27 protein-coding genes and 1 pseudogene are annotated in these 26,904 nt (G+C 60.7%); 18 read left to right on the forward strand and 10 right to left on the reverse strand.

The features are described 5' to 3' along the window. Positions 1-44: 44 nt before the first annotated feature. Entirely contained in the window at positions 45-695 is a 651-nt protein-coding gene (locus ACYZUM_RS25640; protein ID WP_473061194.1) for a DUF1120 domain-containing protein, read from the reverse strand. Between the two features lie 249 nt (positions 696-944). On the opposite strand from ACYZUM_RS25640, the gene ACYZUM_RS25645 reads away from it, so the two are divergent. Beyond that, positions 945-2,555 carry a phospholipase D family protein gene (locus ACYZUM_RS25645; RefSeq protein WP_473061195.1) on the forward strand — a complete coding sequence of 537 codons (1,611 nt, stop codon included), beginning with the start codon at positions 945-947 and terminating at the stop codon, positions 2,553-2,555. Between the two features lie 77 nt (positions 2,556-2,632). Here ACYZUM_RS25645 and ACYZUM_RS25650 read toward each other — a convergent pair whose 3' ends face one another. Both ACYZUM_RS25650 and ACYZUM_RS25655 read right to left on the reverse strand, forming a co-directional pair. Next, positions 2,633-3,775: an MFS transporter gene (locus ACYZUM_RS25650; protein WP_108184199.1), complete on the reverse strand. Its 1,143-nt coding sequence runs from the start codon at positions 3,773-3,775 to the stop codon at positions 2,633-2,635. A gap of 263 nt (positions 3,776-4,038) precedes the next feature. After that, positions 4,039-5,532, reverse strand: a complete 1,494-nt coding sequence (locus tag ACYZUM_RS25655) for an aldehyde dehydrogenase (protein ID WP_041071948.1) — start codon at positions 5,530-5,532, stop codon at positions 4,039-4,041. Positions 5,533-5,766: 234 nt separating this feature from the next. Between ACYZUM_RS25655 and ACYZUM_RS25660 the strand changes: the two genes are divergently transcribed. Next, complete coding sequence (locus tag ACYZUM_RS25660; RefSeq protein WP_041071946.1) at positions 5,767-6,129, forward strand: cupin domain-containing protein; 363 nt, start codon at positions 5,767-5,769, stop codon at positions 6,127-6,129. Positions 6,130-6,336: 207 nt separating this feature from the next. On the opposite strand, the gene rpmG is transcribed toward ACYZUM_RS25660, so the two are convergent. Continuing rightward, the gene (rpmG, locus tag ACYZUM_RS25665; protein WP_003177274.1) at positions 6,337-6,492 is read right to left on the reverse strand and encodes a 50S ribosomal protein L33; all 156 of its coding nucleotides are present in this window, start codon (positions 6,490-6,492) and stop codon (positions 6,337-6,339) included. Positions 6,493-6,503: 11 nt separating this feature from the next. Beyond that, positions 6,504-6,737: a 50S ribosomal protein L28 gene (gene rpmB, locus ACYZUM_RS25670; RefSeq protein WP_003229474.1), complete on the reverse strand. Its 234-nt coding sequence runs from the start codon at positions 6,735-6,737 to the stop codon at positions 6,504-6,506. A 447-nt stretch (positions 6,738-7,184) separates the two neighbouring features. On the opposite strand from rpmB, the gene ACYZUM_RS25675 reads away from it, so the two are divergent. Beyond that, positions 7,185-8,771, forward strand: coding sequence for an ABC transporter substrate-binding protein (locus tag ACYZUM_RS25675; protein WP_086792427.1), 1,587 nt, complete (start codon positions 7,185-7,187; stop codon positions 8,769-8,771). Positions 8,772-8,883: 112 nt separating this feature from the next. Here ACYZUM_RS25675 and radC read toward each other — a convergent pair whose 3' ends face one another. Further along, on the reverse strand, positions 8,884-9,558 hold the full coding sequence (radC, locus tag ACYZUM_RS25680) for a RadC family protein (RefSeq protein WP_041071940.1): 675 nt from the start codon (positions 9,556-9,558) through the stop codon (positions 8,884-8,886). 133 nt (positions 9,559-9,691) lie between these two features. Between radC and coaBC the strand changes: the two genes are divergently transcribed. The 4 genes and pseudogenes from coaBC to argB all read left to right on the forward strand — a co-directional run bounded on the left by coaBC (position 9,692) and on the right by argB (position 13,984). Beyond that, positions 9,692-10,900: a bifunctional phosphopantothenoylcysteine decarboxylase/phosphopantothenate--cysteine ligase CoaBC gene (gene coaBC / locus ACYZUM_RS25685; protein WP_108184201.1), complete on the forward strand. Its 1,209-nt coding sequence runs from the start codon at positions 9,692-9,694 to the stop codon at positions 10,898-10,900. Between the two features lie 5 nt (positions 10,901-10,905). Next, a complete protein-coding gene (dut, locus tag ACYZUM_RS25690; RefSeq protein WP_003229483.1) occupies positions 10,906-11,361 on the forward strand; it encodes a dUTP diphosphatase in 456 nt (151 codons plus the stop codon). Between the two features lie 323 nt (positions 11,362-11,684). Beyond that, positions 11,685-13,061, forward strand: a pseudogene (locus ACYZUM_RS25695) (phosphomannomutase/phosphoglucomutase); the annotation flags it as partial. A gap of 17 nt (positions 13,062-13,078) precedes the next feature. Further along, the gene (gene argB / locus ACYZUM_RS25700; RefSeq protein ID WP_003229488.1) at positions 13,079-13,984 is read left to right on the forward strand and encodes an acetylglutamate kinase; all 906 of its coding nucleotides are present in this window, start codon (positions 13,079-13,081) and stop codon (positions 13,982-13,984) included. Between the two features lie 165 nt (positions 13,985-14,149). On the opposite strand, the gene pyrE is transcribed toward argB, so the two are convergent. Then, entirely contained in the window at positions 14,150-14,794 is a 645-nt protein-coding gene (pyrE, locus tag ACYZUM_RS25705; RefSeq protein ID WP_041071932.1) for an orotate phosphoribosyltransferase, read from the reverse strand. Positions 14,795-14,876: 82 nt separating this feature from the next. Between pyrE and ACYZUM_RS25710 the strand changes: the two genes are divergently transcribed. Further along, positions 14,877-15,656: an exodeoxyribonuclease III gene (locus ACYZUM_RS25710; RefSeq protein ID WP_007920349.1), complete on the forward strand. Its 780-nt coding sequence runs from the start codon at positions 14,877-14,879 to the stop codon at positions 15,654-15,656. An 82-nt stretch (positions 15,657-15,738) separates the two neighbouring features. On the opposite strand, the gene ACYZUM_RS25715 is transcribed toward ACYZUM_RS25710, so the two are convergent. After that, on the reverse strand, positions 15,739-16,107 hold the full coding sequence (locus ACYZUM_RS25715) for a DUF4870 domain-containing protein (protein ID WP_473061196.1): 369 nt from the start codon (positions 16,105-16,107) through the stop codon (positions 15,739-15,741). 29 nt (positions 16,108-16,136) lie between these two features. Further along, positions 16,137-16,859, reverse strand: coding sequence for a ribonuclease PH (rph, locus tag ACYZUM_RS25720; RefSeq protein WP_027610407.1), 723 nt, complete (start codon positions 16,857-16,859; stop codon positions 16,137-16,139). Positions 16,860-17,129: 270 nt separating this feature from the next. On the opposite strand from rph, the gene ACYZUM_RS25725 reads away from it, so the two are divergent. The 6 genes from ACYZUM_RS25725 (at position 17,130) to ACYZUM_RS25750 (ending at position 22,437) form a co-directional block, all read left to right on the forward strand. Next, positions 17,130-17,993 carry a YicC/YloC family endoribonuclease gene (locus ACYZUM_RS25725; RefSeq protein WP_108184203.1) on the forward strand — a complete coding sequence of 288 codons (864 nt, stop codon included), beginning with the start codon at positions 17,130-17,132 and terminating at the stop codon, positions 17,991-17,993. 10 nt (positions 17,994-18,003) lie between these two features. Further along, on the forward strand, positions 18,004-18,624 hold the full coding sequence (gene gmk, locus ACYZUM_RS25730; RefSeq protein ID WP_041071927.1) for a guanylate kinase: 621 nt from the start codon (positions 18,004-18,006) through the stop codon (positions 18,622-18,624). Between the two features lie 167 nt (positions 18,625-18,791). After that, a complete protein-coding gene (gene rpoZ / locus ACYZUM_RS25735; RefSeq protein ID WP_008030604.1) occupies positions 18,792-19,055 on the forward strand; it encodes a DNA-directed RNA polymerase subunit omega in 264 nt (87 codons plus the stop codon). Between the two features lie 57 nt (positions 19,056-19,112). Next, positions 19,113-21,218 carry a bifunctional GTP diphosphokinase/guanosine-3',5'-bis pyrophosphate 3'-pyrophosphohydrolase gene (spoT, locus tag ACYZUM_RS25740; RefSeq protein WP_041071922.1) on the forward strand — a complete coding sequence of 702 codons (2,106 nt, stop codon included), beginning with the start codon at positions 19,113-19,115 and terminating at the stop codon, positions 21,216-21,218. Positions 21,219-21,242: 24 nt separating this feature from the next. Next, positions 21,243-21,623 carry a RidA family protein gene (locus tag ACYZUM_RS25745; RefSeq protein WP_003229509.1) on the forward strand — a complete coding sequence of 127 codons (381 nt, stop codon included), beginning with the start codon at positions 21,243-21,245 and terminating at the stop codon, positions 21,621-21,623. A 73-nt stretch (positions 21,624-21,696) separates the two neighbouring features. Then, positions 21,697-22,437, forward strand: coding sequence for a putative periplasmic lipoprotein (locus tag ACYZUM_RS25750; RefSeq protein ID WP_108184204.1), 741 nt, complete (start codon positions 21,697-21,699; stop codon positions 22,435-22,437). 137 nt (positions 22,438-22,574) lie between these two features. Here the strand turns inward: ACYZUM_RS25750 and ACYZUM_RS25755 are convergent, their stop codons facing one another. Then, positions 22,575-23,432: an SDR family oxidoreductase gene (locus ACYZUM_RS25755; protein WP_108184205.1), complete on the reverse strand. Its 858-nt coding sequence runs from the start codon at positions 23,430-23,432 to the stop codon at positions 22,575-22,577. 188 nt (positions 23,433-23,620) lie between these two features. On the opposite strand from ACYZUM_RS25755, the gene exbB reads away from it, so the two are divergent. The 4 genes from exbB (at position 23,621) to ACYZUM_RS25775 (ending at position 26,898) form a co-directional block, all read left to right on the forward strand. Next, the gene (gene exbB / locus ACYZUM_RS25760; RefSeq protein WP_108184206.1) at positions 23,621-24,577 is read left to right on the forward strand and encodes a tonB-system energizer ExbB; all 957 of its coding nucleotides are present in this window, start codon (positions 23,621-23,623) and stop codon (positions 24,575-24,577) included. A 6-nt stretch (positions 24,578-24,583) separates the two neighbouring features. Further along, the gene (gene exbD, locus ACYZUM_RS25765) at positions 24,584-25,012 is read left to right on the forward strand and encodes a TonB system transport protein ExbD (protein WP_041071566.1); all 429 of its coding nucleotides are present in this window, start codon (positions 24,584-24,586) and stop codon (positions 25,010-25,012) included. Then, positions 25,009-25,758 carry a TonB family protein gene (locus ACYZUM_RS25770; protein ID WP_108184207.1) on the forward strand — a complete coding sequence of 250 codons (750 nt, stop codon included), beginning with the start codon at positions 25,009-25,011 and terminating at the stop codon, positions 25,756-25,758. Before exbD ends, ACYZUM_RS25770 begins: the two co-directional genes overlap by 4 nt. A 210-nt stretch (positions 25,759-25,968) precedes the next feature. Next, on the forward strand, positions 25,969-26,898 hold the full coding sequence (locus ACYZUM_RS25775) for a hydrogen peroxide-inducible genes activator (RefSeq protein WP_007962352.1): 930 nt from the start codon (positions 25,969-25,971) through the stop codon (positions 26,896-26,898). Positions 26,899-26,904 lie beyond the last annotated feature (6 nt).

A 26,904-nucleotide genomic window follows, 5' to 3' on the forward strand; every position in this document is an offset into this window, starting at 1 on the left:
CCGAAAGAGCGAGAAAGAACCCGGCCATGGCCGGGTTCTGACGATCAGAGGTAGTACATATCGAACGTGACCGGGCCATCGAGCGGAATCTCGCTGGTGATCGGCAGTGCGTTACTCGGACCAATGATCGGCAGCAGGCTCATCGGAAACCCGTGGTGGCGCGCCGCGACCGGGCCAGCGGCCACGCCCGTCCCCCAGGAGTACAGCGCCGGGGCATTGCTTACCAGCGGCGAGGAAGGCAGTTGCCACGTCGGCGCCGCCAGGCTTCGGGTGATCAGGGTCTGCTGGATGCCGTCGGCCTCCGGACGCCCGTGGCGCAGCGCAAAGCCACCGATACGGATGCCGTTGATTTCACCCAGGCCATAGAACAAGGCCGCATCGCTGTTACCGGCGCCATCGCTGATACCCGGCAGTTTGGTCGCCGCGCGATTGTCTCTGACCGACACTTCCACCGGTGCTGGCGCATCGCAGTTGATGTGCAGCGATATATCGTGAGTCGGCAGCAGCGTCTGCGTGGTCTTGTTCAGCGTGGCTGCCGATATCTTGCGCAAATCTACCGTGCCGCCACCGGCGAACGCGGGAATGCACGACGTCGGAATGATGGTTCCGATCACGCTCAGGTCCACGCTTTCGGCAACCGCCAGTGTGGGTATTACTGCAGCCGCAACGGCGGCCATCCATGTTGATGTTTTCATCAGTCCCTACCTGTTCGGCTATTTAAATGGCAGTGGTTCAGTGCATCGCTTTCACGAGGCCGTGAACGCCGGGGCGATGATTTCGTTTTTTGTAGGCTCCGTATGTAGGAATAGGCACCAAGCCAAAACAGAAAAAACGACAAAGCAAATAGTCCAAAGCCACATGCGAACTCATTCCTACTTTCGAACGACTAATGGTTTACCCAATGTGGCGAGGATCTGCCTTGAAGGGTCTTTGAAATCCTCTGCATGCCATACTCCGCCCCCCCAGCCTCCAGCCGAGAAAGCAACGTGCGACCCGGAAAAAAATTGCTCGCTGTCTGCGTGTTGTGTTCGTTGGCCAGTGGTTGCGCAACCCTTGATGTACCGCGCGAACCCAGCCAGGTATTGCCGGCCACCGGCTCCGCATTCGGCCGCTCGATCCAGGCCCAGGCCGCGCCTTATCAGGGCCGTTCCGGCTTCCGCTTGCTGTCCAACAGCACTGAAGCGTTCACCGCGCGCGCCGAACTGATTCGCAATGCGCAAACCAGCCTCGACTTGCAGTACTACATCGTTCACGACGGTGTCAGCACGCGGATGCTGGTGGAAGAACTGCTCAAGGCTGCCGACCGCGGCGTGCGCGTACGCATCCTGCTCGATGACACCACCAGCGACGGTCTGGACACGACCATCGCCACGCTGGCGGCACACCCACAGATCCAGATTCGCCTGTTCAACCCGCTGCACCTGGGTCGCAGCACCGGCGTGACCCGCGCAGCCGGACGCCTGTTCAACCTGTCGCTGCAACACCGGCGCATGCACAACAAACTGTTTCTGGCCGACAACAGCGTGGCCATCGTCGGCGGGCGCAATCTGGGCGACGAGTACTTCGATGCCGAGCCGAACCTGAATTTCACCGACATCGACATGCTCAGCGTGGGCCCGGTGGCCGAACAGCTCGGGCACAGTTTCGATCAGTACTGGAACAGCGCACTGAGCAAGCCGATCGACGAATTCCTCTCCAGCAAACCGAGCATCAAAGACCTGCAAAACACCCGCACACGCCTGGAAGAATCGCTGGATGAAACCCGCAAACAGAACCACGCGCTGTATCAACAGTTGATGACGTTCAAGACCGCGCCGCGCATGGATATCTGGCGCAAGGAACTGATCTGGGCCTGGAACCAGGCACTGTGGGACGCGCCGAGCAAGGTGCTGGCCAAGGACGAGCCGGATCCGCAACTGCTGCTGACCACGCAACTGGCGCCGGAGCTGCGCGGCGTCAGCAAAGAACTGATCATGATTTCGGCGTACTTCGTGCCCGGCCAGCCGGGGCTGGTGTACCTGACCGGACGCGCCGACGCCGGGGTCTCGGTGAGCCTGCTGACCAATTCGCTGGAAGCCACCGATGTGCCCGCGGTGCACGGCGGTTACGCGCCGTACCGCAAGGCGTTGCTGGAACACGGTGTGAAACTGTATGAACTGCGCCGTCAGCCCGGGGACAACTATGGCAGCGGTCCGCATTTGTTTTACAGCAAGTCGTTCCGCGGCTCGGACTCCAGCCTGCACAGCAAGGCGATGATTTTCGATCGACAGAAAGCGTTCATCGGCTCGTTCAACTTCGATCCGCGCTCAGTGTTGTGGAACACCGAAGTCGGGGTGCTGGTGGACAGCCCGGAGCTGGCCGGACATGTGCGCGAACTGGCGCTGCAAGGCATGGCGCCAGCCCTGAGTTATCAGGCGAAATTGCAGGATGGGAAGATTGTCTGGGTGACCGAGGACAACGGTCAGATGCACACGCTGACCCAGGAACCCGGGAGCTGGTGGCGGCGCTTCAATGCGTGGTTCAGCACCACGGTGGGCCTGGAACGGATGCTTTAAAAAGCAAAAGATCGCAGCCTGCGGCAGCTCCTACACTGGAGGAATGCGGTTTCCCTGCAGGCTGCGATCTTTTGACCTTAAGCCGTTTGCACCGTCCCGAATGCACCTTGGCGCATCAGCAGTATCACCAACCCGAACGCCCCCGCCGCCATCAACAATGGCAACGCATGCCCGCTGATCCACTGACTGCCCGCCCCCGCGAGCAAAGGCCCGATCAGACAGCCCACACCCCACAGCTGCGCAATGTGCGCATTGGCCCGCACCAGCGCATCGTCGCGGTAACGCTCGCCAATCAGGATCAGTGACAAGGTGAACAGGCCACCGGCACTGGCCCCGAACAACACCCACAACGGCCAGATCAGCAGCGTATCGAGCAACAGCGGAATCGCCAGGCTCGACAGCATCAGGATCACCGCGCATCCGGTGAACAACGTGCGCCGCGACAGGTAGTCTGCCAACGCGCCAATCGGCAGTTGCAGCAGCGCGTCGCCGACCACCACGGTGCTGACCATCGCCAGTGCAATCTCGGCAGTGAAGCCCTGCTGCAGGCAATACACCGGCAGCAGCGTGAGGATCATCGCCTCGAACGCGGCGAACAACGACACCGCCCAGGCAATCGCCGGCAACTCGCGGGCAAATCCCCAGAGATCGCCGAAGGTCACACTGCTGGCTTCACTGCTCGGCGCCCCGCTGCGGCCCATCAACAGAAAAGGCGAAACCGTCAGCAGCCCGACGCCGACCCAGAATCCATAATCATGTTCAGTACCCAGCGCCCCCAGAAGCAATGGACCAGACAGTTGGCTCAATGCATAACTGCTGCCATACAGCGCGACCAGTCGTCCGCGCCAGTGTTCGACGACCAGTTGGTTGATCCAGCTTTCGCCAAGGATGAACACGATGGTCAGGATCACCCCGATCATCAGGCGTAATACCAGCCAGATCGGATAACTCGGCAGCAGCGCCAGCAAGCCAATCGACAACGCGCCGGCCCACAGGCACAGGCGCATCAGGTTGGCTGTGCCGAAACGCGCCGCCAGATGACTGGAAATCTTCGCGCCCAGCAATACGCCAATCGCCGGCATCGCCGCCATCACACCGATGGCGAAAGAGCCATAGCCCCAACCCTCAAGACGCAACGACACCAGCGGCATGCTGACCCCCAGGGCCAGACCGACACTCAAGACAGACGCCAACACGGCGAAATACGTCGCCCAACGCATGGTCCACGCTCCTGTGGATTATTTTTATGTACACCACAAAACCAAATGTGGGAGCGGGCCTTTGTGGTGAGGGGATTTATCCCCGATCGGCTGCGCAGCAGTCGCAAAACCTGAGCATGCGGTGTATCTGCAAATCCGCATTGTCCGGTTCTGGGGCCGCTGCGCTGCCCATCGGGGATGAATCCCCTCGCCACAAAAACCCGCTCCCACAGGGGATCGCTGTTTCGTCAGGGAGCCGGAGTTGCCGGGCTCCCGTTAACGGCTTACAGCTTGATCCACGTCGCCTTCAGCTCGGTGTACTTGTCGAATGCATGCAGCGACTTGTCACGACCGTTGCCCGACTGCTTGAAGCCACCGAACGGTGCGGTCATGTCGCCGCCGTCGTACTGATTGACCCACACGCTGCCGGCGCGCAACGCTTTGGCGGTCAGGTGCGCTTTGGAGATGTCCTGGGTCCACACTGCTGCGGCCAGGCCATACGGCGTATCGTTGGCGATCTGGATCGCCTCTTCGGCGGTGTCGAAAGCGATGACCGAGAGCACAGGGCCGAAGATCTCTTCCTGAGCGATCTTCATCGCGTTGCTCACACCGTCGAAAATCGTCGGCTCGACGTAGGTGCCACCGGTTTCCTGAAGAATGCGCTTGCCGCCAGCGACCAGTTTGGCGCCGTCGCTGTGACCGGATTCGATGTACGACAGCACGGTATTCATCTGCTGGGTATCGACCAGCGCACCAACGTTGGTCGCCGGATCCAGTGGGTTGCCCGGCTTCCAGGTTTTCAGCGCCTCGATCACCATCGGCAGGAATTTATCCTTGATCGAACGCTCGACCAGCAGACGCGAACCGGCGGTGCAGACCTCGCCCTGGTTGAAGGCGATGGCGCTGGCGGCGGATTCGGCAGCGGCTTGCAGGTCCGGCGCATCGGCGAAGACAATGTTCGGGCTCTTGCCGCCGGCTTCCAGCCACACGCGCTTCATGTTCGATTCGCCGGAATAGATCATCAACTGCTTGGCGATCTTGGTCGAACCGGTGAACACCAGCGTGTCGACATCGTTGTGCAACGCCAACGCCTTGCCAACGGTGTGGCCGTAACCCGGCAGCACGTTGAGCACGCCTTTCGGAATACCGGCCTCAACGGCCAGCGCAGCGATGCGGATGGCGGTCAGCGGGGATTTTTCCGATGGTTTGAGGATCACCGAGTTACCGGTCGACAGCGCCGGGCCGAGTTTCCAGCAGGCCATCATCAGCGGGAAGTTCCACGGCACGATGGCGCCGACCACGCCCACCGGCTCGCGGGTCACCAGACCGAGTTGATCGTGCGGAGTGGCGGCGACTTCGTCGTAGATCTTGTCGATCGCCTCGCCGCTCCAGCTCAGGGCCTGCGCCGCGCCGGGCACGTCGATGTACAGCGAATCGCTGATCGGCTTGCCCATGTCGAGGGTTTCGAGCAGCGCCAGTTCTTCGGCGTGCTGCTTGAGCAGGCCGGCGAAACGGATCATGGTGGCTTTGCGTTTGGTCGGTGCCAAGCGCGACCAGACGCCGGAATTGAAGGTGGCGCGAGCGTTTTCCACGGCGCGCTGAGCGTCGGCGGCGTCACAGCTGGCGATCTTGCCCAGCAGACGGCCATCGACCGGGCTGATGCACTCGAAAGTCTCGCCGGAGACGGCGTCGGTGTATTCACCGTTGAGGTAGGCGCGGCCTTCGATCTTCAGGTCGCGGGCACGTTGTTCCCAATCGGCACGAGTCAGGGTGGTCATTCGAGTGTCCTCCTCTTGTTGAATAGAGCGCCGCGTTCTTCGCGGTCGTCTTCAGGAATGCTGCCCGGCCAGCCTGCTTTTCGGCCCAAGGCACCCGCCACCCTAAACCAGCGGCCGGGTTTGTTTCAATATATTTGACATAAGCGCGCCATACGACCTTGCGGTGTTCATTTTAATAAACATAGACTCTGGCCCTTTCAAGCCACCGCGCCGTCATCACGGGAGAAAACAACAATGAACATCCAGAACGTCGTCGACATCAGCCTGACCACCAGCGCAGCCGAACGCTATCGCCCGGACCCGGCCAAAGTGCTCAAGGGTGATCCCGAGCAAGCGGTGTTCAACCAGTACGACAGTCCTTGCGGGCAAATGGGTGTTGGCGTGTGGGAAGGTGCGGTTGGCCAATGGACGGTCAATTACACCGAGCACGAATATTGCGAAATCCTGCAGGGAGTTTCGGTGCTGCGTGACAGCGATGGCAATGCCAAGACCTTGCGCGTGGGTGACCGCTTTGTGATTCCAGCAGGCTTCCGTGGCACCTGGGAAGTGCTGGAGGCTTGCCGCAAGGTCTATGTGATCTTTGAACAGAAGGCTTGAGGACTTTCGCTGACTGATCCGGCCCTATCGCTGGCAAGCCAGCTCCCACAGGTTTTGTGATTAACACCAACATTGTGAACACCGGTAATCACTGTGGGAGCTGGCTTGCCAGCGATGAGGCCCGGCCTGACACCGCAGAAATCCGAGGCAACAAAAAAGGCCCGTATCGTGAGATACGGGCCTTTTTCGTAAGTCGGGAAAAATCAATTACTTGATTTTGCCTTCCTTGTAGATCACGTGCTTGCGAACAACCGGATCATATTTCTTGATCTCGATTTTGTCCGGGGTAGTACGCTTGTTCTTGTCGGTAGTGTAGAAGTGACCAGTACCGGCGCTCGAAATCAAACGAATCAATTCACGCATGATTAGCTCCCTTAAATCTTGCCGTCGCGACGCAGCTCGGCCAGCACAACGCTGATGCCACGCTTGTCGATGATACGCATGCCTTTGGCGGAAACGCGCAGGCGTACGAAACGTTTCTCTTCTTCAACCCAGAAGCGGTGATGCTGCAGGTTCGGCAGGAAACGACGACGGGTTTTGTTGTTTGCGTGGGAAATGTTATTCCCGGTTACCGGACCCTTACCGGTAACTTGACATACTCTCGACATGCCTCAGCCCTCTAAAACCACATGCCCAACCCGGCATGGGTTGGCCGCTTAATCTCTCAGTCATTTGGCGCCAGGCGCCGCGTTTCTTTAGAGGTCTTACCGGCTACACCTACAGTGAAGGAACCGGGCCCCTAGAAAAGAGCGCTGCTTTATACCAGAAAGACCGGGGTGCAACAACAATGGATGTGCAATCGACCGGTAAAAACGCGCATTTTCCGGCTGCGGACGCTTTGGATAAAGGCTGAGGCGCGTTTTGACCACTCGTCGCAGAAAACCGCTGTAAAAGAGGTTCCCGACTTTTCCTCGCGCACCGTGGTCTGAAAAACACCACTGTCCCGGCCCGAAAAATGCAAAAAGGGGATAGTCATTTGCAATCCAGCCCTCTAGGGTAACCCTTTTCCAGACTGCACCTGCAGATGGGCCTTCGATCTGTAAAGGAAGCCGACCATGCGCCTCGCTGCCCTACCCCTGTTGCTCGCCCCGCTTCTGCTGAGCCCATTGGCCCAGGCTGCCGCCCTGAGTGTGTGCACCGAGGCCAGCCCTGAAGGGTTCGACGTGGTGCAATACAACTCGCTGACCACCACCAATGCCTCGGCCGACGTACTGATGAACCGCCTGGTGGACTTCGACACCGCCAGCGGCAAAGTCGTGCCAAGCCTGGCCGACAGCTGGGAAGTCAGCCCCGATGGCCTGAGTTACGTGTTCAAGCTGCACCCGCAGGTGAAGTTTCACAGCACTGACTATTTCAAGCCGACCCGCACCCTGAGCGCCGAAGACGTCAAGTTCAGCTTCGACCGCATGCTCGACCCGGCCAACCCATGGCACAAAGTGGCGCAAAGCGGATTCCCGCACGCCCAGTCCATGCAGTTGCCGACGTTGATCAAGAAGATCGACGCACTCGACCCGCTGACCGTGCGCTTTACCCTTGACCACCCGGATTCGACGTTCCTCGCGACACTGAGCATGGGCTTCGCCTCCATCTATTCCGCCGAATATGCGGACAAGCTGCTCAAGGCCGACGCCACCGACAAGCTCAACAGCCAACCGATCGGTACCGGCCCGTTCGTGTTCACGCGCTTCCAGAAAGACGCCTCGGTGCGCTACAAGGCCAACCCGGACTACTTTGGCGGCAAGCCTGCGGTCGATCCGCTGATCTTCGCCATCACCCCTGACGCCAACGTGCGCCTGCAAAAACTGCGGCGCAACGAATGCCAGATCGCCTTGTCGCCAAAACCGCTGGACGTGAAGGCCGCGCAGGAAGAGCCGACGCTGAAAGTGGAAAAGACTGACGCGTTCATGACCGCTTTCGTCGGCATCAACAGCCAGCATCCACCGCTCGACAAACCGGAAGTGCGCCAGGCGATCAACCTCGCCTTCGACAAGGCCAACTACGTCAAAGCCGTGTTCGAAGACACCGCGGAACCGGCCAACGGCCCTTACCCGCCGAACACCTGGAGCTACGCAAAGAACCTGCCGGGCTATCCGCACGACGTGGCCAAAGCCAAGGCGCTGCTGGCCAAGGCCGGACTCAAGGACGGCTTCCAGACCACCATCTGGACGCGTCCGTCCGGCAGCCTGCTCAACCCGAACCCGAGTCTGGGCGCGCAGTTGCTGCAATCGGACCTGGCAGAGATCGGCATTCAGGCGGAAATCCGCGTGATCGAGTGGGGCGAACTGATTCGCCGCGCCAAGGCTGGCGAGCATGACCTGCTGTTCATGGGCTGGGCCGGCGACAACGGTGATCCGGACAACTTCCTCACGCCGCAGTTTTCCTGCGCAGCAGTGAAGTCCGGCACCAACTTCGCCCGCTACTGCAATGCCGACCTGGACAAGCTGATCAGCGCCGGCAAAACCACCAGCGAGCAAGGAGTGCGCACCAAACTGTATGAACAGGCGCAGGCGCAGATTCAGCAGCAGGCGCTGTGGTTGCCGCTGGCACACCCGACCGCTTATGCGCTGACGCGCAAGGATGTGCAGGGTTACTCCGTCAGCCCGTTTGGCCGCCAGGACTATTCCAAGGTCAACCTGAAATAACCCACCACAGCACAATCCCCCTGTAGGAGCTGCCGGAGGCTGCGATCTTTTGATCTGAAAAACAAAATCAAAAGATCGCAGCCTCCGGCAGCTCCTACAGGGGGTAGGCCGGCTACATCCAGCCACACTCCGCCATCGACAGCGGCTCGCCGTCGCCAATGATGAAGTGATCCAGCACCCGTACATCAATCAGGTCCAGAGCCTTCTGCAAGCGCTTGGTCAGTTGCCGATCCGCCTGGCTCGGATCGCTGTTCCCCGATGGATGGTTGTGGCAGAGAATCACCGCCGCCGCGTTGTTGGCCAGTGAGCGCTTCACCACTTCCCGGGGATGCACGCTGGTATTGTCGATGGAGCCACGAAACAGCGCCTCGAACGTCAGCACTTGATGCTTGGAATCAAGAAACAGGCAGCCAAACACCTCGTGGGGCTCATGGCGCAGCATGGATTTGAGGTAATCCCGAACAGCCTGTGGATTCTCCAGTGCCGGCTCTCTACGTGAGCGTTCGGCCAGATACCGGCGGTTCATTTCTTGAGCAGCCTGCAACTGCGCAAACTTTGCGGGCCCCAGCCCCAACTGTTTGCTGAATGCTTCCTGATCGGCCTCAAGCAACAAACGCAGGCTGCCGAACTGATTCAACAAGTGTCGCGCCAGGTCCACTGCGCTTTTTCCAGCGACTCCCGTACGCAAAAAAATCGCCAGCAACTCGGCGTCTGAAAGGCTCGCAGGGCCCTGTTCCAACAACCTTTCTCGCGGCCGCTCCGCCGCCGGCCAATCGCGAATACTCATACACCTTCCTTGTCTGTGGGCGCCGCTGTTCCGTAGCGGTCGCTGTGATATCGTAGCCCATCTTTTTTGCGGGCGAATTCACCCTGGGGAGGGGGTTTCGCCACGTATCAACCACGAAATGAAAGGCAGACCTATGCAGCGGCTGTATCGGAAACGCATCGTTCTGGGCGTCGGCGGCGGCATTGCAGCCTACAAGAGCGCCGATCTGGTTCGTCGCCTGATCGACCAGGGTGCCGAAGTGCGCGTGGTCATGACCCATGGCGGCGCCGAGTTCATCACCCCGCTGACCATGCAGGCCCTGTCGGGGCACCCGGTTCACCTCGACTTGCTCGACCCGGCTGCCGAAGCGGCGATGGGCCACATCGAGCTGGCCAAGTGGGCCGATCTGGTATTGATCGCCCCGGCTACCGCCGACCTGATCGCCCGTCTGGCCCAGGGCATCGCCAACGATTTGCTGACCACGCTGGTTCTTGCTACCGACGCCGTAGTGGCGATCGCGCCGGCAATGAACCAGGCCATGTGGCGCGATCCGGCGACCCAGGCCAACCTGCAACTGCTTGAAAGCCGTGGCCTGAAGACCTTCGGCCCGGCCTCCGGCAGCCAGGCCTGCGGTGACGTCGGCATGGGCCGGATGATGGAAGCCACCGATCTGGCGCAGTGTGCGGCGGACTGCTTCCAGCGTCAGGCACTGACCGGCAAACACGTGGTGATCACCGCCGGCCCGACTCAGGAAAACATCGACCCGGTGCGCTACATCACCAACCACAGTTCCGGGAAAATGGGCTTTGCTCTGGCCGAAGCCGCGGTGGAAGCCGGCGCCCGCGTGACCCTGATCAGCGGCCCGGTGCACCTGCCAACGCCGGATCGCGTCACCCGCATCGACGTGGTCAGTGCCCGCGACATGCTCGCGGCCTGCGAATCCGCCATCCCGTGTGATGTGTTCATCGCCTCGGCAGCGGTGGCGGACTACCGTCCGGAAGTCGTTGCCCCGCAAAAACTCAAGAAAGACCCTACAAGCGGCGACGGCTTCGTCCTGCAAATGGTGCGTAACCCGGACATCCTGGCCACCATCGCAACCCGCCCCGACCGCCCGTTCAGTGTCGGCTTCGCCGCCGAGACCGAACACCTGCTCGACTACGCTGCACGCAAGCTGAAAGACAAGAATCTCGATTTGATCGTCGCCAACGACGTGGCCAATCCGAGCATCGGGTTCAACAGCGAAGAAAACGCCTGCAGCGTGATCGACCGTGAGCTTCACGCCACCGTTTTCGCCCAGACCAGCAAGGGCAAGATCGCTCGCCAACTGGTCACTTTTATCGCCGAACGTCTGAACCAGGTTTAATTTACATGCACGCTTTGCAAGCCAAGATCCTCGACCCCCGCATCGGTACCGAATTCCCGCTGCCACAATACGCCACTCCAGGCTCTGCCGGCCTCGACCTGCGCGCCATGCTGGAGCAGGACATCGTGATCAAGCCGGGTGAAACCGTGCTGATCCCTACCGGCCTGTCGGTCTACATCGGCGACCCGAACCTCGCCGCGCTGATCCTGCCGCGCTCGGGGATGGGCCACAAGCACGGCATCGTGCTGGGCAACCTCGTCGGCCTGATCGACTCGGATTACCAGGGCCCGCTGATGGTCTCCTGCTGGAACCGTGGCCAGAGCGACTTCACCATGACCGTCGGCGAGCGTCTGGCGCAGCTGGTGCTGGTGCCGGTAGTACAGGCGCACTTCGAAATGGTGGAAGAGTTCGTCGAAACCGAGCGCGGCGCGGGCGGCTTCGGTCATACCGGCACCAAATAACCGAATGTCTCCCTGTAGGAGCTGCCGCAGGCTGCGATCTTTTGACTTTGTTTTTCAAGAGCAAGATCAAAAGATCGCAGCCTGCGGCAGCTCCTACAGGGGGAATTTGTGCAGATTCACACGGAAGGTTTAGCACCGAAAATCAAGGTTTTGCCGGCCGAAAGCCACGCCAGCCGAGGCGTCATGGCCCTTTCACACCACGAACTCTCTGTGGAAAACGCCGTCATACCTTTCAGTTTGAGCCTGCCGCCGAGTGAATCGTCGGTCTGTCCCGCCACTTTCGAGATGGAGCATTTGTGCAGATGAGCACCCCAGCCAAGATCGCCCCGAAGCTACCTGACAGCATCTTCCGCGCCTATGACATTCGCGGCACCGTGCCGGAATTCCTCAATGCCGAAACCGCGTACTGGATTGGCCGCGCCATCGGCTCGCAGAGCCTGGCCCAGGGTGAACCGAACGTGTCGGTCGGCCGCGACGGGCGTCTGTCCGGCCCGGAGCTGGTTGCCGAACTGATCCGCGGTATCGCCGAGAGCGGCTGCCATGTCAGCGACGTTGGCCTGGTTCCGACCCCGGCGCTGTACTACGCGGCCAACGTGCTGGCCGGCAAGTCTGGCGTAATGCTCACCGGTAGCCACAACCCGTCGAACTACAACGGCTTCAAGATCGTGATCGCCGGCGACACCCTCGCCAACGAGCAGATCCAGGTGCTGCACGAGCGCATCAAGACCAATGACCTGACCAGCGGTCAGGGCAGCGTCACTCAAGTCGAAATCCTTGACCGCTACACCACCGAAATCGTCCAGGACGTCAAACTGGCCCGCCGCCTGAAAGTCGTGGTCGACTGCGGCAACGGTGCGGCCGGCGTGATCGCCCCGCAACTGATCGAAGCGCTGAACTGCGAAGTCATTCCGCTGTTCTGCGAAGTCGACGGCAACTTCCCCAACCATCACCCGGACCCGGGCAAACCCGAGAACCTCGTCGACCTGATCGCCAAGGTCAAGGAAACCAACGCCGATCTCGGTCTGGCCTTCGACGGTGACGGCGACCGTGTCGGCGTGGTGACCAATACTGGCAGCATCGTCTACCCGGATCGCCTGCTGATGCTGTTCGCCCGCGACGTGGTGGCGCGCAACCCGGACGCGGAAATCATCTTCGACGTCAAATGCACCCGCCGTCTGGTGCCGCTGATCAAGGAGTACGGTGGTCGCCCGCTAATGTGGAAGACCGGTCATTCGTTGATCAAAAAGAAAATGAAACAATCCGGCGCTCTATTGGCCGGCGAGATGAGCGGGCACATCTTCTTCAAGGAGCGCTGGTTCGGTTTCGACGACGGTATTTACAGCGCCGCACGGCTGCTGGAGATCCTCAGCAAGGAAAAATCCACCGCCGAAGAGCTGTTTGCGACCTTCCCGAACGATATTTCTACGCCAGAAATCAATATCCATGTGACCGAAGAGAGCAAATTCAGCATCATTGATGCACTGCACGACGCACAGTGGGGCCCAGGCGCTGACCTGACCACCATTGACGGCGTGCGAGTCGATTACGCCAAAGGCTGGGGCCTGGTGCGCGCCTCCAACACCACACCGGTGCTGGTGCTGCGTTTCGAGGCCGATGACGAGGCAGAACTTGCGCGTATCAAGGCGGTGTTCCACACCCAACTGAAACGCGTTGCACCTGATCTCCAACTACCGTTCTGATTCACCCGGAGCCCTGAATGACCCTCGAACGCGAAGCCGCCGCCCATACCGCCCAGGTTCTGTCCGAAGCGTTGCCTTACATCCGACGTTATGTCGGCAAGACCCTGGTGATCAAATACGGCGGCAACGCGATGGAAAGCGAGGAGCTGAAAACCGGCTTCGCCCGCGACATCGTCTTGATGAAAGCCGTGGGCATCAACCCGGTGGTGGTTCACGGCGGCGGCCCGCAGATCGGTGATCTGCTCAAGCGCCTGTCGATCGAAAGCCACTTTGTCGATGGCATGCGCGTCACTGACGCGGCGACCATGGACGTGGTGGAAATGGTCCTCGGCGGCCAGGTCAATAAAAGCATCGTCAACCTGATCAACCGTCACGGTGGCAGCGCCATCGGCCTGACCGGTAAAGACGCCGGGCTGATTCGTGCGAAGAAACTGACCGTCACCCGCCAGACTCCGGAGATGACCCAGCCGGAAATCATCGACATCGGTCAGGTCGGTGAAGTGGTCGGGATCAACACTGAACTGTTGAATCTGCTGGTCAAAGGCAACTTCATTCCGGTGATCGCGCCAATCGGCGTCGGTGAGAACGGCGAGTCGTACAACATCAACGCTGATCTGGTGGCCGGCAAGGTCGCCGAGGCGCTGAAAGCCGAGAAGCTGATGCTGCTGACCAACATCGCCGGCTTGATGGACAAGTCGGGCACCGTGTTGACCGGCCTGAGCACCCAGCAGGTCGACGACCTGATCGCCGACGGCACCATCTACGGCGGCATGCTGCCAAAGATCCGTTGTGCACTGGAAGCAGTTCAGGGCGGTGTCGGCAGCTCGCTGATCATCGACGGTCGCGTACCGAACGCGATCCTGCTGGAAATCTTCACCGATACCGGTGTGGGCACGCTGATCAGCAATCGCAAGCGTCCGTAAGGCGTCGCGGAAACCAAAAGACCCCGCTCAGCCTGACTGAGCGGGGTCTTTTTTTGCCTGCAATCCCTGTAGGAGCTGCCGAAGGCTGCGATCTTTTGACGTTTTGCTTTCAAAAAACAAGATCAAAAGATCGCAGCCTTCGGCAGCTCCTACAAGGGCAGCGCATCAGACGCCGAACTGGGCGCGGTACGCTTCCACGGCTGGCAGATGCTGCTTGAGCTGCGGATCGTCAGCGAGGAATTCCAGCACCTGGTTCAGCGAAACGATGCTGATCACCGGAATACCGAAATCACGCTCGACTTCCTGGATTGCCGACAACTCGCCGTTGCCACGCTCCTGACGGTTCAGGGCGATCAGCACGCCAGCGGCCTTGGCGCCGTCCTGGGACGCGATGATTTGCATCACTTCACGGATCGCGGTGCCGGCGGTGATCACGTCGTCGATGATCAGCACGTCGCCGGTCAGCGGTGCGCCGACCAGACTGCCGCCTTCGCCGTGGGCCTTGGCTTCCTTGCGGTTGAAGCACCACGGCAGGTCGCGGTCGTGATGCTCGGCCAGCGCGACGGCAGTGGTTGCCGCCAGCGGGATGCCTTTGTAGGCCGGGCCAAACAGGACGTCGAAAGAAATGCCGCTTTCGGCGATGGCTGCCGCGTAGAAACGCCCCAGCTGCGCCAGGGCCGAGCCCGTGTTGAACAGGCCGGCGTTGAAGAAGTAAGGACTGGTGCGCCCGGACTTCAGGGTGAACTCACCGAAGCGCAAAACGCCGCGATCGATGGCAAAACGAATGAAATCGCGCTGATACGCTTGCATGAAAAAAACCCCAAATACCACGGATTTAGCTAATTAGCTTGACGCCGTGTATCATACACTCACGCGATTTTTGGGGCCATTTATGCGGATCATCAGTGTGAACGTCAATGGTATTCAGGCGGCAGTCGAGCGTGGTTTGCTCAGTTGGCTGCAAGCTCAGAATGCCGACGTCATCTGTCTGCAGGACACCCGTGCCTCCGCCTTTGAACTGGACGACCCAGCCTTCCAACTGGATGGCTACTTCCTTTATGCCTGCGATGCTGAAGTCCCTGCCCAAGGTGGCGTGGCTTTGTATTCGCGGTTGCAACCGAAGGCTGTCATCAGCGGTCTCGGTTTCGAGACGGCCGACCGCTACGGGCGCTACCTGCAAGCAGATTTCGACAAAGTCAGTATTGCCACCTTGCTGCTTCCTTCGGGGATGAACGGCGATGAGGACTTGAACCAGAAGTTCAAGCTCATGGACGACTTCGGCAAGTACCTGGACAAGCAGCGGCGTAAACGTCGCGAGTACATTTATTGTGGCTCGCTGTACGTGGCGCAGCAGAAGCTCGACATCAAGAACTGGCGCGACAGCCAGCAATCCCCGGGCTTCCTGGCGCCAGAACGCGCCTGGATGGACGAGATTGTCGGCAACATGGGTTACGTCGATGCCCTGCGCGAAGTCAGCCGCGAAGGCGATCAGTACAGCTGGTGGCCGGACAACGAACAGGCCGAGATGCTGAATCTGGGCTGGCGTTTCGACTACCAGATCCTGACCCCGGGCCTGCGACGCTTCGTGCGCAGTGCACGCCTGCCGCGGCAGCCACGGTTCTCGCAGCACGCGCCGCTGATCGTCGACTACGACTGGACGCTGACCATCTAAGCGTCGATTTGTGGATGCAAAAAAGCCGACATCGCTGTCGGCTTTTTTGTGCGCGCTGATTACAGGTCATTTGTGCTGATCGTTATTTGATCAACCGCCAGGTGAACGGATAACGGTAGGGGAACCCTTCGTTCGCCTTCACCCCGGCAATGATCGTCAACACCAGCGCGCCGATGGCCAGCAGGCCCAGCAAGAAGAAGCCGATGATCAGCACCATCAAAAGCAGACAGATCGCGGCAGCAATCGCCACGGTGATCTGGAAATTCAGTGCCTCTTTGCCCTGAGCGTCGATGAACGGATCAGTTTCGCGCTTCATCTGCCACAGAATCAGCGGCCCGATCAGGTTGCCGAACGGAATCCAGATCCCCAGCAAGGCGGACAAGTGACAAAACATCGTCCATTGGCGAACCTCCTGGCTCGGTTTTGGCAGCAACTCTTGCTCGTCACTCATCGCGTCATCCTTGCGGGTTGCGAACCTGCTCAGTCGGCCAGTGCAGCCTTTTGCAGTTCGAAGATTTCGTTCATGCCTTTCTTGGCCAGTTCCAGCATGGCATTCAGATCTTCAGGCTGGAACGGCGCGCCTTCGGCGGTGCCCTGGACTTCGATGAAGCCACCGGTGCTGGTCATCACCACGTTGAGGTCGGTCTCGGCGGCGGAATCTTCAAGATAGTCCAGATCCAGCACCGGCTCACCCTGATACATGCCGACCGACACCGCGCCGATCATTTGCTTGAGCGGGTCGCCGCCCTTGAGGCCGCCACGCTTCTTGATCACTTTCAGTGCATCAACCAGGGCCACCATGGCGCCAGTGATGGAGGCGGTGCGGGTGCCGCCGTCAGCCTGAATCACGTCGCAGTCGACGTACAGGGTCACGTCGCCCAGCTTGGACATGTCCAGCGCAGCGCGCAGGGAGCGGCCGATCAGGCGCTGGATTTCCAGGGTGCGACCGCCCTGCTTGCCACGGCTCGCTTCACGCTGGTTACGCTCGCCAGTGGCACGCGGCAGCATGCCGTACTCGGCGGTCAACCAGCCCTGGCCCTGGCCCTTGAGGAAACGCGGCACGCCGTTTTCGACGCTGACAGTGCAGATGACCTTGGTATCACCGAATTCGACCAGTACGGATCCCTCGGCGTGTTTGGTGTAGTTGCGGGTAATGCGGATCGAGCGGAGCTGATCGGCAGCGCGACCACTTGGACGTTTCATAGGGAATACCTGTACTGGGGACGGAAAACTGCCGAGCATTATAGAGCGCTGCACCGCGCCTGGGCACGGGTTAAAAATTCCGGCCGTCGACCCAGAGCCCTGAAACGCACATAACCGACGGCCTGCAGCCCTTTGTCACACCGTGTGTTTGGGCGCATCCGCCGCACTGCGCTACAATCCTGCGCCTTTGCTGCCAGTCGGCTTAAATTCATTGATATCGAGCCTGCGGAACATCCCTTCTGCGCCGATCTGCATTGCGAGGTCACCGCCATGGTGCACAGCATGACCGCCTTCGCCCGCGTTGAGAAAGCCGGCGCCCAGGGCACCCTGAGCTGGGAACTGCGCTCGGTCAACAGCCGCTATCTGGAACCGCACCTGCGTCTTCCGGAGTCGTTCCGCGACCTCGAGGGCTCAGTGCGTGAAGCCCTGCGTCAGGGCCTGTCGCGGGGCAAACTGGAATGCACCCTGCGCTTCACCGAAGAAAGCACCGGCAAGCCGTTGCAGGTCGACCGCGAGCGCGCCGCGCAATTGGTCGCCGCCGCCGAAACCGTTGCCGGCCTGATCAAGAACCCGGCAGCACTCAACCCGCTGGAAGTGCTGGCCTGGCCCGGCGTACTGGTGGCCGACGCGACTGATCCACAGGCGCTGAATGCCGATGCGCTGGCGTTGTTCAATCAAGGTCTCAAGGAACTCAAGGCCGGCCGCGAGCGCGAAGGCGCGGAGCTGGCACGCCTGATCAACGAGCGCCTGACTTCCATAGAAGAAGACGTCGTGACCCTGCGTGAACTGGTGCCGCAGATGCTCGCGACCCAGCGCCAGAAAGTCCTCGACCGCTTCGCCGACATGAAGGCCGAACTGGATCCGCAGCGTCTGGAACAGGAGATGGTCATGCTCGCGCAAAAGAGCGATGTGGCCGAAGAACTGGATCGTCTGAGCACCCACATCATTGAAGTCCGCCGAGTGCTCAAGTCCGGCGGTGCTGCTGGCCGGCGCCTCGACTTCCTGATGCAGGAACTCAACCGCGAAGCCAACACACTGGGCTCCAAGGCCTTCGACCCGCGCAGCACCCAGGCCGCCGTCAACCTCAAGGTGTTGATCGAGCAGATGCGCGAACAAGTGCAGAATATTGAGTAAGGCTACAGACATGACCCACCACACCGGCACCCTGTACATCATTTCCGCCCCTTCGGGCGCGGGCAAGAGCAGCCTGGTCAAGGCGTTGACCGACACCAACCCGGAAATCCGCGTCTCGATTTCCCACACCACCCGCGCCATGCGCCCGGGCGAAGTGGATGGCGTGAACTATCACTTCGTGACCCGCGAAGAGTTCGTGAAGATGGGCGAGCACGGCGACTTCCTCGAACGCGCCGAAGTCTTCGGCAACTTCTACGGCACCTCGCAAAGCCGTCTGCAGCAGACGCTGGACGAAGGCCACGACCTGATTCTGGAGATCGACTGGCAAGGCGCCGAGCAGGTCCGCAAGTTGATGCCGCAAGCCCGCTCGATCTTCATCCTGCCGCCGTCGCTGCAGGCCCTGCACCAGCGCCTGACCAACCGTGGCCAGGACAGCGACGAGATCATCGACGGCCGGATGCGCGAAGCGGTCAGCGAGATGAGCCACTACGTCGAATACGATTACTTGATCATCAACGATGATTTCGCCCACGCGCTGGACGATCTGAAAGCGATTTTCCGTGCCAATCAGCTGCAGCAGAAGCGCCAGCAAGTGCGTTTCGGCAGATTGCTGGCTGAATTGCTGGGTTAATCAGCACTTCCCAAAACCGCTGCAAGCGCTTTACATTGGTGCCTGCAGCGCGTTGAAGGGTCTGGTCAAAAAATCAGCGCTTCCCTAATCGCTGGTGATTTTTTAAACTGTTGAGTCCGCTCGCCCAACCGGGCAGCGCGCATATTGCATTCGCTCCGAGGAATACCATGGCCCGCGTAACCGTTGAAGACTGCCTAGAACACGTGGAAAACCGCTTTGAGCTGGTCATGCTCTCTACCAAGCGTGCCCGTCAACTGGCCACCGGCGGCAAAGAGCCACTGGTCCAGTGGGAAAACGACAAGCCGACCGTTGTCGCCCTGCGTGAAATCGCTGAAGGCCTGATGAGCTACGAGTTCATCGCCGAGCAGGAAATCGTCCAGGATGAACCGCTCTTCGCTGCTTTCGAGGACGAGTCCAACGAGGCCGTCTAAGCCTATGCCTGGTCGACGTAGCACGGCGCGGGAACACAGCCTACGGCAGGAGTCATCATGCCGAGCATAGACGCCCTCGCCGATCGCTTATCGACCTACCTCGGCAACGACCAGGTCAACCTGGTCCGCCGAGCGTATTTCTACGCCGAACAAGCCCATGACGGTCAGCGCCGTCGCAGCGGCGAGGCGTACGTCACGCATCCGCTTGCGGTGGCGAATATTCTTGCCGACATGCACATGGACCATCAGAGCCTGATGGCGGCGATGCTGCATGACGTGATCGAAGACACCGGTATCGCCAAAGAAGCGCTGCAAGCGCAGTTCGGTGAAACCGTGGCCGAACTGGTCGACGGGGTCAGCAAACTGACCCAGATGAACTTCGAGACCAAGGCCGAAGCCCAGGCCGAGAACTTCCAGAAAATGGCCATGGCCATGGCACGCGACATTCGCGTGATCCTGGTCAAACTCGCCGACCGCCTGCACAACATGCGCACGCTGGAGGTGTTGTCCGGGGAAAAACGCCGCCGCATCGCCAAGGAAACCCTCGAAATCTACGCGCCCATCGCCAACCGGCTGGGCATGCACGCGATTCGTATCGAGTTCGAAGACCTCGGCTTCAAGGCGATGCACCCGATGCGTTCCGCGCGGATTTACCAGGCGGTCAAACGCGCCCGGGGCAACCGCAAGGAAATCGTCAACAAGATCGAAGAATCCCTTGGCCATTGCCTCGCCATCGACGGCATCCAGGGCGAAGTCAGCGGACGCCAGAAACACCTCTACGGCATCTACAAGAAAATGCGCGGCAAGCGTCGGGCCTTCAACGAGATCATGGACGTCTATGCGTTCCGGATCATCGTCGACAAGGTCGATACCTGCTACCGCGTGCTGGGTGCCGTGCATAATTTGTACAAGCCGTTGCCGGGGCGCTTCAAGGATTACATCGCGATTCCCAAGGCCAACGGCTATCAGTCGCTGCACACCACGCTGTTTGGCATGCACGGCGTACCGATCGAGATCCAGATCCGTACCCGCGAAATGGAAGAGATGGCCAACAACGGCATTGCCGCCCACTGGCTGTACAAATCCAGCGGTGACGAGCAGCCGAAAGGCACTCACGCCCGCGCCCGTCAGTGGGTCAAAGGCGTGCTGGAAATGCAGCAACGTGCCGGCAACTCGCTGGAATTCATCGAGAGCGTGAAGATCGACCTGTTCCCGGACGAGGTCTACGTGTTCACGCCCAAAGGCCGGATCATGGAGCTGCCCAAAGGCTCCACGGCGGTCGACTTTGCCTACGCGGTACACACCGATGTCGGCAACAGCTGCATTGCCTGCCGGATCAACCGCCGCCTCGCACCGCTGTCCGAACCGCTGCAAAGCGGCTCCACGGTCGAGATCGTCAGCGCGCCCGGCGCACGGCCGAACCCGGCGTGGCTCAACTTCGTGGTCACCGGCAAGGCACGCACGCACATCCGTCATGCGCTGAAACTGCAGCGCCGCTCCGAGTCGATCAGCCTCGGTGAACGCCTGCTGAACAAAGTGCTCAACGGTTTCGACAGCGCGCTGGAGAAGATCCCGGCCGAGCGCGTCAAGGCAATGCTCGCCGAATATCGTCTGGAACTGATCGAAGATTTGCTCGAAGACATCGGCCTGGGCAACCGCATGGCCTATGTCGTGGCGCGCCGTCTGCTCGGCGAAGGCGAGCAGCTGCCGAGTCCGGAAGGGCCGCTGGCGATTCGCGGCACCGAAGGGCTGGTGCTGAGCTACGCCAAGTGCTGCACGCCGATCCCGGGCGACCCGATTGTCGGCCACCTGTCGGCGGGCAAAGGCATGGTCGTGCACCTGGACAACTGCCGCAACATCAGCGAAATCCGGCACAACCCGGAAAAATGCATCCAGCTCTCGTGGGCCAAGGATGTCACCGGCGAATTCAACGTCGAGCTGCGCGTCGAGTTGGAGCACCAGCGCGGCCTGATCGCCCTGCTGGCCAGCAGTGTCAACGCGGCCGACGGCAATATCGAGAAAATCAGCATGGACGAGCGCGATGGCCGCATCAGCGTCGTCCAACTGGTGGTCAGCGTCCACGACCGTGTGCACCTGGCCCGCGTGATCAAGAAACTGCGCGCCCTGACCGGGGTCATCCGCATCACCCGCATGCGTGCCTAATTCACACCTAACAAGGAGTCATACATGACCAAGACTGTTATCACCAGCGACAAGGCCCCGGCCGCCATCGGTACTTACTCCCAGGCGATCAAGGCCGGCAACACTGTCTACATGTCGGGCCAGATTCCTCTGGACCCAAAGACCATGGAGCTGGTTGAAGGCTTCGAAGCCCAGACCGTCCAGGTGTTCGAGAACCTCAAAGCCGTAGCTGAAGCTGCCGGTGGTTCGTTCAAGGACATCGTCAAGCTGAACATCTTCCTCACCGACCTGAGCCACTTCGCCAAGGTCAACGAAATCATGGGCAAATACTTCGACCAGCCTTATCCGGCCCGCGCCGCCATCGGCGTTGCAGCCCTGCCGAAGGGTTCGCAAGTCGAAATGGATGCCATCCTCGTCATCGAGTAATGCACACGGCGCAGCCTTCAACCGCTGCGCCGACTGCTCTGCGGTAAAGAAAAGGTTTTGAAAGGATTCCACCATGCGCAAAGCGCTTGCTCTCTCGCTGCTCGCCATTTTCCTCGGCGGCTGTGCCAGCGACCCCGCCGACCGTGACATCAGCGGCACCTGGATCAACCAGGTGGCGATCGATGCCGCTGCCAAGGGCGGCCCCCTGCGCGAAGCGCTTCAGGCCTATGGCCCGAACCTGGAGTGGGACGTCAACACCAAGGCCGGTCAGGCCCGCTACACCAACGGTTTCGAGAACGTCGAAGGACGGCTGCAGGGCGAACAGTCCGGCGCCTGGAAAGTCGACTTCTATGGCAGCTCCGGCAGCGAGCTGAAACGCGACGGCGGCCGGATGAAACAAGCCGCCACCGAGAACGAACCCGACCAGTTGTTCGACCGCGCACAAATCCCCGTACCGGAAGGCGCGCCAATCGGTGCCAGCTTCGAACGCGCACTGTATTCGGCTTACCTGAGCGGCAGCTGGAAGATTGCCAGCGGCGACGGCGAAGGCAACACCGTGCAATTCCAGGCCGACGGCCAGGTGTCCGGCCTGCCCGGCGCCGACCGTTATGCGCTGTGCCTGGCAGGCGACTGCGCCTCGATGAACAGCGACCACGACAGCATGTGGCTGCAGCTCAACGGCCAGGGCAACAACTGGATCTTTGCCCGCAAAGGCAAGGCGCTGGAAATTTTCCAGGCAGTGAATACCGCACTGGCGGATGAAATGCCGCAGTTCACCCCGGGTGAGCGCAAGTGGTTGCTTGAGAAGCAGTAACCGCGCCTGAGAGCAACACATAACCCTGTGGGAGCGGGCTTGCCCGCGATGAGGCCATCAGACTCAACACTTTAGTTGACTGCCAAGCCGCCATCGCGGGCAAGCCCGCTCCCACAGTGGTTTGTGGCGTTAGAAGGTCAGCACTTGCCTTCAAGAATCGCCGCATAACCTTCGCGGTAACTCGGATATTTCGGCATCCAGCCCAGCGCCTTCGCACGAGCATTGCTGCAGCGTTTACTGCCAGTGCGGCGTACGCTGGCGTCGTCAGCCCATTCGGTAACCCCCAGATACTCCCGCAGCCAGGCGACCACTTCGGCCAACGGTGCCGGCGCATCGTCCACACCAATATAGATATCCTGCAACGGCTTGCCCTGATGAGCCGCCTGCAGCAGAAACGCCATCAGCCCCGCCGCGTCATCAGCATGGATGCGATTGCCGTACAGCGGCGGCTCGACCGCCACTCGATAACCGCGACGCACCTGGGTCAACAGCCATTCACGTCCCGGGCCGTAAATGCCGGTCAGGCGCACAATGCTCGCCGGGATGCCGCTGTTCAGCGCCACTTGCTCAGCCTCAAGCATCACTCGCCCGGAATAGCCGCTGGCGACGGTCGCTGAATGTTCGTCGACCCACTCCCCTTCCTGCTGCCCGTACACACTGCTGCTGGAAACGAACAGTAGCCGATCAGGCGTCTGCCCGTAGTCGTCCAGCCAACTCAGTACATTCTGCAAACCCTGCACGTAAGCCGCACGATAACCGGCTTCATCGTGATCGGTCGCCGCCGCGCAATACACCAGATAGTCCACCGCCCCGAATGGCCAGTTTTCCGGGCAATCTTCCTTGAACAAATCACCAGCGACGCCAATGACGCCGTCCGGCAAACGCGACACATCACGGCGCAGACCCTGCACCTCCCAGCCGGCGGCCAACAATTGCGTAGCCAGACGACTGCCGACATCACCACAACCGGCAATCAAAACAGAGGGCGCGGACATCAAAAAACTCCCGAAAGAAAGGAACAGACTAGCCCTCGCAAAGGACGAACGGCTAGCAATGAAGGAAAAAAAGAAACTCTATTACTTTTGTTAACAAGAATTACTTGCAATAATGCACCCCACTTTTGTTCTCGGCCTCACGAGGCCTGGAAGAGCATCACCGTTTTTCTACTTCAGGTCCGGCCAGCATGACACGTAATCAAAACCCCGCTTCGCCAACCAAACGACCTCGCGCCTTCAGCGCAGTGGCGGCCCTGCTGCTCAGCCTGATGCTGGCACCGACCGCCGCTTTCGCCGACGCACAAGCGCCAACCGCTCCGGCTGCCACCGAACAGCACGCACCAACTGCAGCCGCGCCAGCCACCACCGATCCGGTGCAGGCAGTAGACGCCGCTCCGGCAGACGCTCCTGAAGTGCTCGAACCCGACAACACCTTGGGCATGGCCCACGACCTGTCGCCATGGGGCATGTACCAGAACGCCGACATCATCGTGAAAATCGTGATGATCGGTCTGGCCATCGCTTCCATCATCACCTGGACCATCTGGATCGCCAAAGGCTTCGAGCTGATGGGCGCCAAGCGGCGTCTGCGTGGTGAAATCGCGGCTCTGAAAAAAGCCGCGACCCTCAAGGAAGCCAGCGCCACTGCGGCGAAGGAAGGCACCCTCGCCAACCTGCTGGTGCACGACGCCCTCGAAGAGATGCGCCTGTCGGTCAACAGCCGCGAGAAGGAAGGCATCAAGGAGCGCGTCAGCTTCCGCCTTGAGCGCCTGGTCGCCGCCTGTGGCCGCAACATGAGCAGCGGCACCGGCGTCCTCGCCACCATCGGTTCCACCGCGCCGTTCGTCGGCCTGTTCGGCACCGTGTGGGGCATCATGAACAGCTTCATCGGCATCGCCAAGACCCAGACCACCAACCTTGCCGTCGTGGCGCCGGGCATCGCCGAAGCGCTGCTGGCCACTGCTCTGGGTCTGGTTGCTGCGATTCCTGCGGTGGTGATCTACAACGTGTTCGCCCGCTCCATCGCCGGCTACAAGGCGCAGGTGTCCGACGCTTCGGCGCAGGTCCTGTTGCTGGTCAGCCGTGACCTCGATCACCAGCCTGAGCGCAGCAGCTCGCAACCACACATGGTGAAAGTGGGGTAATCGGCCATGGGCCTGCATTTGAAAGAAGGCGCAGACGACGATCTGGCCGAGAACCACGAAATCAACGTCACGCCGTTCATCGACGTGATGCTGGTGCTGTTGATCATCTTCATGGTGGCCGCGCCACTGGCCACTGTGGACATCAAGGTCGACCTGCCGGCGTCGACCGCCAAACCGGCACCGCGCCCGGAGAAACCGGTGTTCCTCAGCGTAAAAGCCGATCAGCGCCTTTACATCGGCGACGACGAAGTCAACGCCGATACCCTCGGCGCAACGCTCGACGCCAAGACCCAGGGCAAAAAAGACACCACCATCTTCTTCCAGGCCGACAAGGGTGTGGACTACGGCGACCTGATGAGCGTGATGGATAAATTGCGCTCGGCCGGTTACCTGAAGGTCGGTCTGGTGGGCCTTGAGAGCGCAGCCAAGAAATGATCACGACGCGCCATAAGCTGACGCGTTACAGCGGTAGCCTGGCCGTGGTGCTGGGCGTTCACGCGCTGGCCATCGCGCTGGCGCTGAACTGGACCGCCCGCCCGCCCATCGAACTGCCGCCGCAGGCAATGATGGTCGAGCTGGCACCGGTTCCGACCCAGCCACCGCCTGCTCCGCCGAAAGTCGTCACACCGCCGCAGCCACCAGCTCCGGTCGAAGAGTTGCCGATCCCGAAACTGGCTGAAGCACCCAAGGCCGAGATTGCCGTACCGAAGCCCAAACCCAAGCCAAAGCCGAAACCGCAGCCGCCCAAGCCCGTCGAAAAGAAACCGGAGCCGGTGAAGGAAAAACCGGCCGAGGAAAAACCGGCTGACACCCAACCGACTCAGGCGCCGACGGAGAAATCCGCCCAGCCCGCACCGGGCCCGTCGCCGGCACAAATGGCCGCCAAGGCCAGTTGGCAAGGCACCCTGCTCGCGCACTTGGGCAAATACAAGAAGTACCCGGCCAGCGCACAGGCTCGCGGCAAGGAAGGCGTGAACCGTTTGCGCTTTGTGGTCGACGCTGAAGGCAACGTGCTGTCATTCGAACTGGTGGGCCGCTCGGGCAACGCCGACCTGGATCGGGCCACCCTGGAAATGATCCGTCGCGCGCAACCGCTGCCCAAGCCGCCGGCCGATATGCTGAACAACGGCTCGATCGAAATTGTGGCGCCGTTTGTGTACTCGCTGGACCGTCGTCGTTAAGTAGCAAGATCAAAAGATCGCAGCCTTCGGCAGCTCCTACAGGTATTCGCCCCCTGTAGGAGCTGCCGAAGGCTGCGATCTTTTGTTTTTCAGCTCATCCATAAACGGCAAACTCACATTGCCCGGTGTCGCATTCCTCACTCAGTCTGATAACGTGCGTCTATCGATTGCAGCCGTTATGCTTGGCCCGCAACTTCATGGACGCTCGCTATGACCCTCACAGAATTACGCTACATCGTTACCCTCGCCCAAGAGCAGCACTTCGGCCACGCCGCCGAGCGTTGCCACGTCAGCCAGCCAACCCTGTCGGTGGGCGTGAAAAAACTTGAAGACGAACTCGGTGTGCTGATTTTCGAGCGCAGCAAAAGCGCCGTGCGCCTGACTCCGGTTGGCGAAGGCATCGTCGCCCAAGCGCAAAAGGTGCTGGAGCAAGCGCAAGGCATCCGTGAACTGGCCCAGGCCGGCAAGAACCAGCTGACCGCGCCGCTGAAAGTCGGTGCGATCTACACCGTCGGGCCGTACCTGTTCCCGCACCTGATTCCACAACTGCACCGGGTCGCCCCGCAGATGCCGTTGTACATCGAAGAAAACTTCACCCACGTGCTGCGCGACAAACTGCGCAACGGCGAGCTCGATGCAATCATCATCGCCCTGCCGTTCAACGAAGCCGACGTACTGACCCTGCCGCTGTACGACGAGCCGTTCTACGTCCTGATGCCGGCCCAGCACCCGTGGACGCAAAAAGAATCCATCGACCCGGGCCTGCTCAACGACAAGAGCCTGCTGCTGCTCGGCGAAGGCCACTGCTTCCGCGATCAGGTGCTGGAAGCCTGCCCGACCCTGACCAAGGGCAACGACGGCGCCAAGCACACCACGGTGGAATCCAGCTCGCTGGAGACCATCCGCCACATGGTCGCGTCCGGTCTGGGGATCTCGATCCTGCCGCTGTCGGCGGTGGACAGCCATCACTACGCCCCAGGCGTGATCGAAGTGCGGCCGCTGTCGGCGCCGGTGCCATTCCGCACCGTCGCCATCGCCTGGCGCGCCAGCTTCCCACGGCCGAAAGCCATCGAGATCCTCGCCGACTCCGTTCGCCTGTGCTCGGTGGCCAAGCCCGCCGCGCCGGTCACGGCCGGTTAAGCCAGG

Source organism: Pseudomonas sp. m6p, assembly GCF_055760375.1.

What these genes read in the sequence shown, in the direction of transcription:
- ACYZUM_RS25640 (WP_473061194.1), bottom strand. Translation starts at nt 695, where the DNA reads ATGAAAACATCAACATGGATGGCCGCCGTTGCGGCTGCAGTAATACCC.
- argB (WP_003229488.1), top strand. Translation starts at nt 13,079, where the DNA reads ATGACCCTCGAACGCGAAGCCGCCGCCCATACCGCCCAGGTTCTGTCC.
- gmk (WP_041071927.1), top strand. Translation starts at nt 18,004, where the DNA reads ATGACCCACCACACCGGCACCCTGTACATCATTTCCGCCCCTTCGGGC.
- ACYZUM_RS25645 (WP_473061195.1), top strand. Translation starts at nt 945, where the DNA reads ATGCCATACTCCGCCCCCCCAGCCTCCAGCCGAGAAAGCAACGTGCGA.
- spoT (WP_041071922.1), top strand. Translation starts at nt 19,113, where the DNA reads ATGCCGAGCATAGACGCCCTCGCCGATCGCTTATCGACCTACCTCGGC.
- ACYZUM_RS25770 (WP_108184207.1), top strand. Translation starts at nt 25,009, where the DNA reads ATGATCACGACGCGCCATAAGCTGACGCGTTACAGCGGTAGCCTGGCC.
- exbB (WP_108184206.1), top strand. Translation starts at nt 23,621, where the DNA reads ATGACACGTAATCAAAACCCCGCTTCGCCAACCAAACGACCTCGCGCC.
- ACYZUM_RS25675 (WP_086792427.1), top strand. Translation starts at nt 7,185, where the DNA reads ATGCGCCTCGCTGCCCTACCCCTGTTGCTCGCCCCGCTTCTGCTGAGC.
- rpoZ (WP_008030604.1), top strand. Translation starts at nt 18,792, where the DNA reads ATGGCCCGCGTAACCGTTGAAGACTGCCTAGAACACGTGGAAAACCGC.
- ACYZUM_RS25655 (WP_041071948.1), bottom strand. Translation starts at nt 5,532, where the DNA reads ATGACCACCCTGACTCGTGCCGATTGGGAACAACGTGCCCGCGACCTG.
- radC (WP_041071940.1), bottom strand. Translation starts at nt 9,558, where the DNA reads ATGAGTATTCGCGATTGGCCGGCGGCGGAGCGGCCGCGAGAAAGGTTG.
- ACYZUM_RS25650 (WP_108184199.1), bottom strand. Translation starts at nt 3,775, where the DNA reads ATGCGTTGGGCGACGTATTTCGCCGTGTTGGCGTCTGTCTTGAGTGTC.
- ACYZUM_RS25750 (WP_108184204.1), top strand. Translation starts at nt 21,697, where the DNA reads ATGCGCAAAGCGCTTGCTCTCTCGCTGCTCGCCATTTTCCTCGGCGGC.
- ACYZUM_RS25660 (WP_041071946.1), top strand. Translation starts at nt 5,767, where the DNA reads ATGAACATCCAGAACGTCGTCGACATCAGCCTGACCACCAGCGCAGCC.
- coaBC (WP_108184201.1), top strand. Translation starts at nt 9,692, where the DNA reads ATGCAGCGGCTGTATCGGAAACGCATCGTTCTGGGCGTCGGCGGCGGC.
- ACYZUM_RS25745 (WP_003229509.1), top strand. Translation starts at nt 21,243, where the DNA reads ATGACCAAGACTGTTATCACCAGCGACAAGGCCCCGGCCGCCATCGGT.
- pyrE (WP_041071932.1), bottom strand. Translation starts at nt 14,794, where the DNA reads ATGCAAGCGTATCAGCGCGATTTCATTCGTTTTGCCATCGATCGCGGC.
- rph (WP_027610407.1), bottom strand. Translation starts at nt 16,859, where the DNA reads ATGAAACGTCCAAGTGGTCGCGCTGCCGATCAGCTCCGCTCGATCCGC.
- ACYZUM_RS25715 (WP_473061196.1), bottom strand. Translation starts at nt 16,107, where the DNA reads ATGAGTGACGAGCAAGAGTTGCTGCCAAAACCGAGCCAGGAGGTTCGC.
- rpmB (WP_003229474.1), bottom strand. Translation starts at nt 6,737, where the DNA reads ATGTCGAGAGTATGTCAAGTTACCGGTAAGGGTCCGGTAACCGGGAAT.
- ACYZUM_RS25710 (WP_007920349.1), top strand. Translation starts at nt 14,877, where the DNA reads ATGCGGATCATCAGTGTGAACGTCAATGGTATTCAGGCGGCAGTCGAG.
- ACYZUM_RS25775 (WP_007962352.1), top strand. Translation starts at nt 25,969, where the DNA reads ATGACCCTCACAGAATTACGCTACATCGTTACCCTCGCCCAAGAGCAG.
- exbD (WP_041071566.1), top strand. Translation starts at nt 24,584, where the DNA reads ATGGGCCTGCATTTGAAAGAAGGCGCAGACGACGATCTGGCCGAGAAC.
- ACYZUM_RS25725 (WP_108184203.1), top strand. Translation starts at nt 17,130, where the DNA reads ATGGTGCACAGCATGACCGCCTTCGCCCGCGTTGAGAAAGCCGGCGCC.
- ACYZUM_RS25755 (WP_108184205.1), bottom strand. Translation starts at nt 23,432, where the DNA reads ATGTCCGCGCCCTCTGTTTTGATTGCCGGTTGTGGTGATGTCGGCAGT.
- dut (WP_003229483.1), top strand. Translation starts at nt 10,906, where the DNA reads ATGCACGCTTTGCAAGCCAAGATCCTCGACCCCCGCATCGGTACCGAA.
- rpmG (WP_003177274.1), bottom strand. Translation starts at nt 6,492, where the DNA reads ATGCGTGAATTGATTCGTTTGATTTCGAGCGCCGGTACTGGTCACTTC.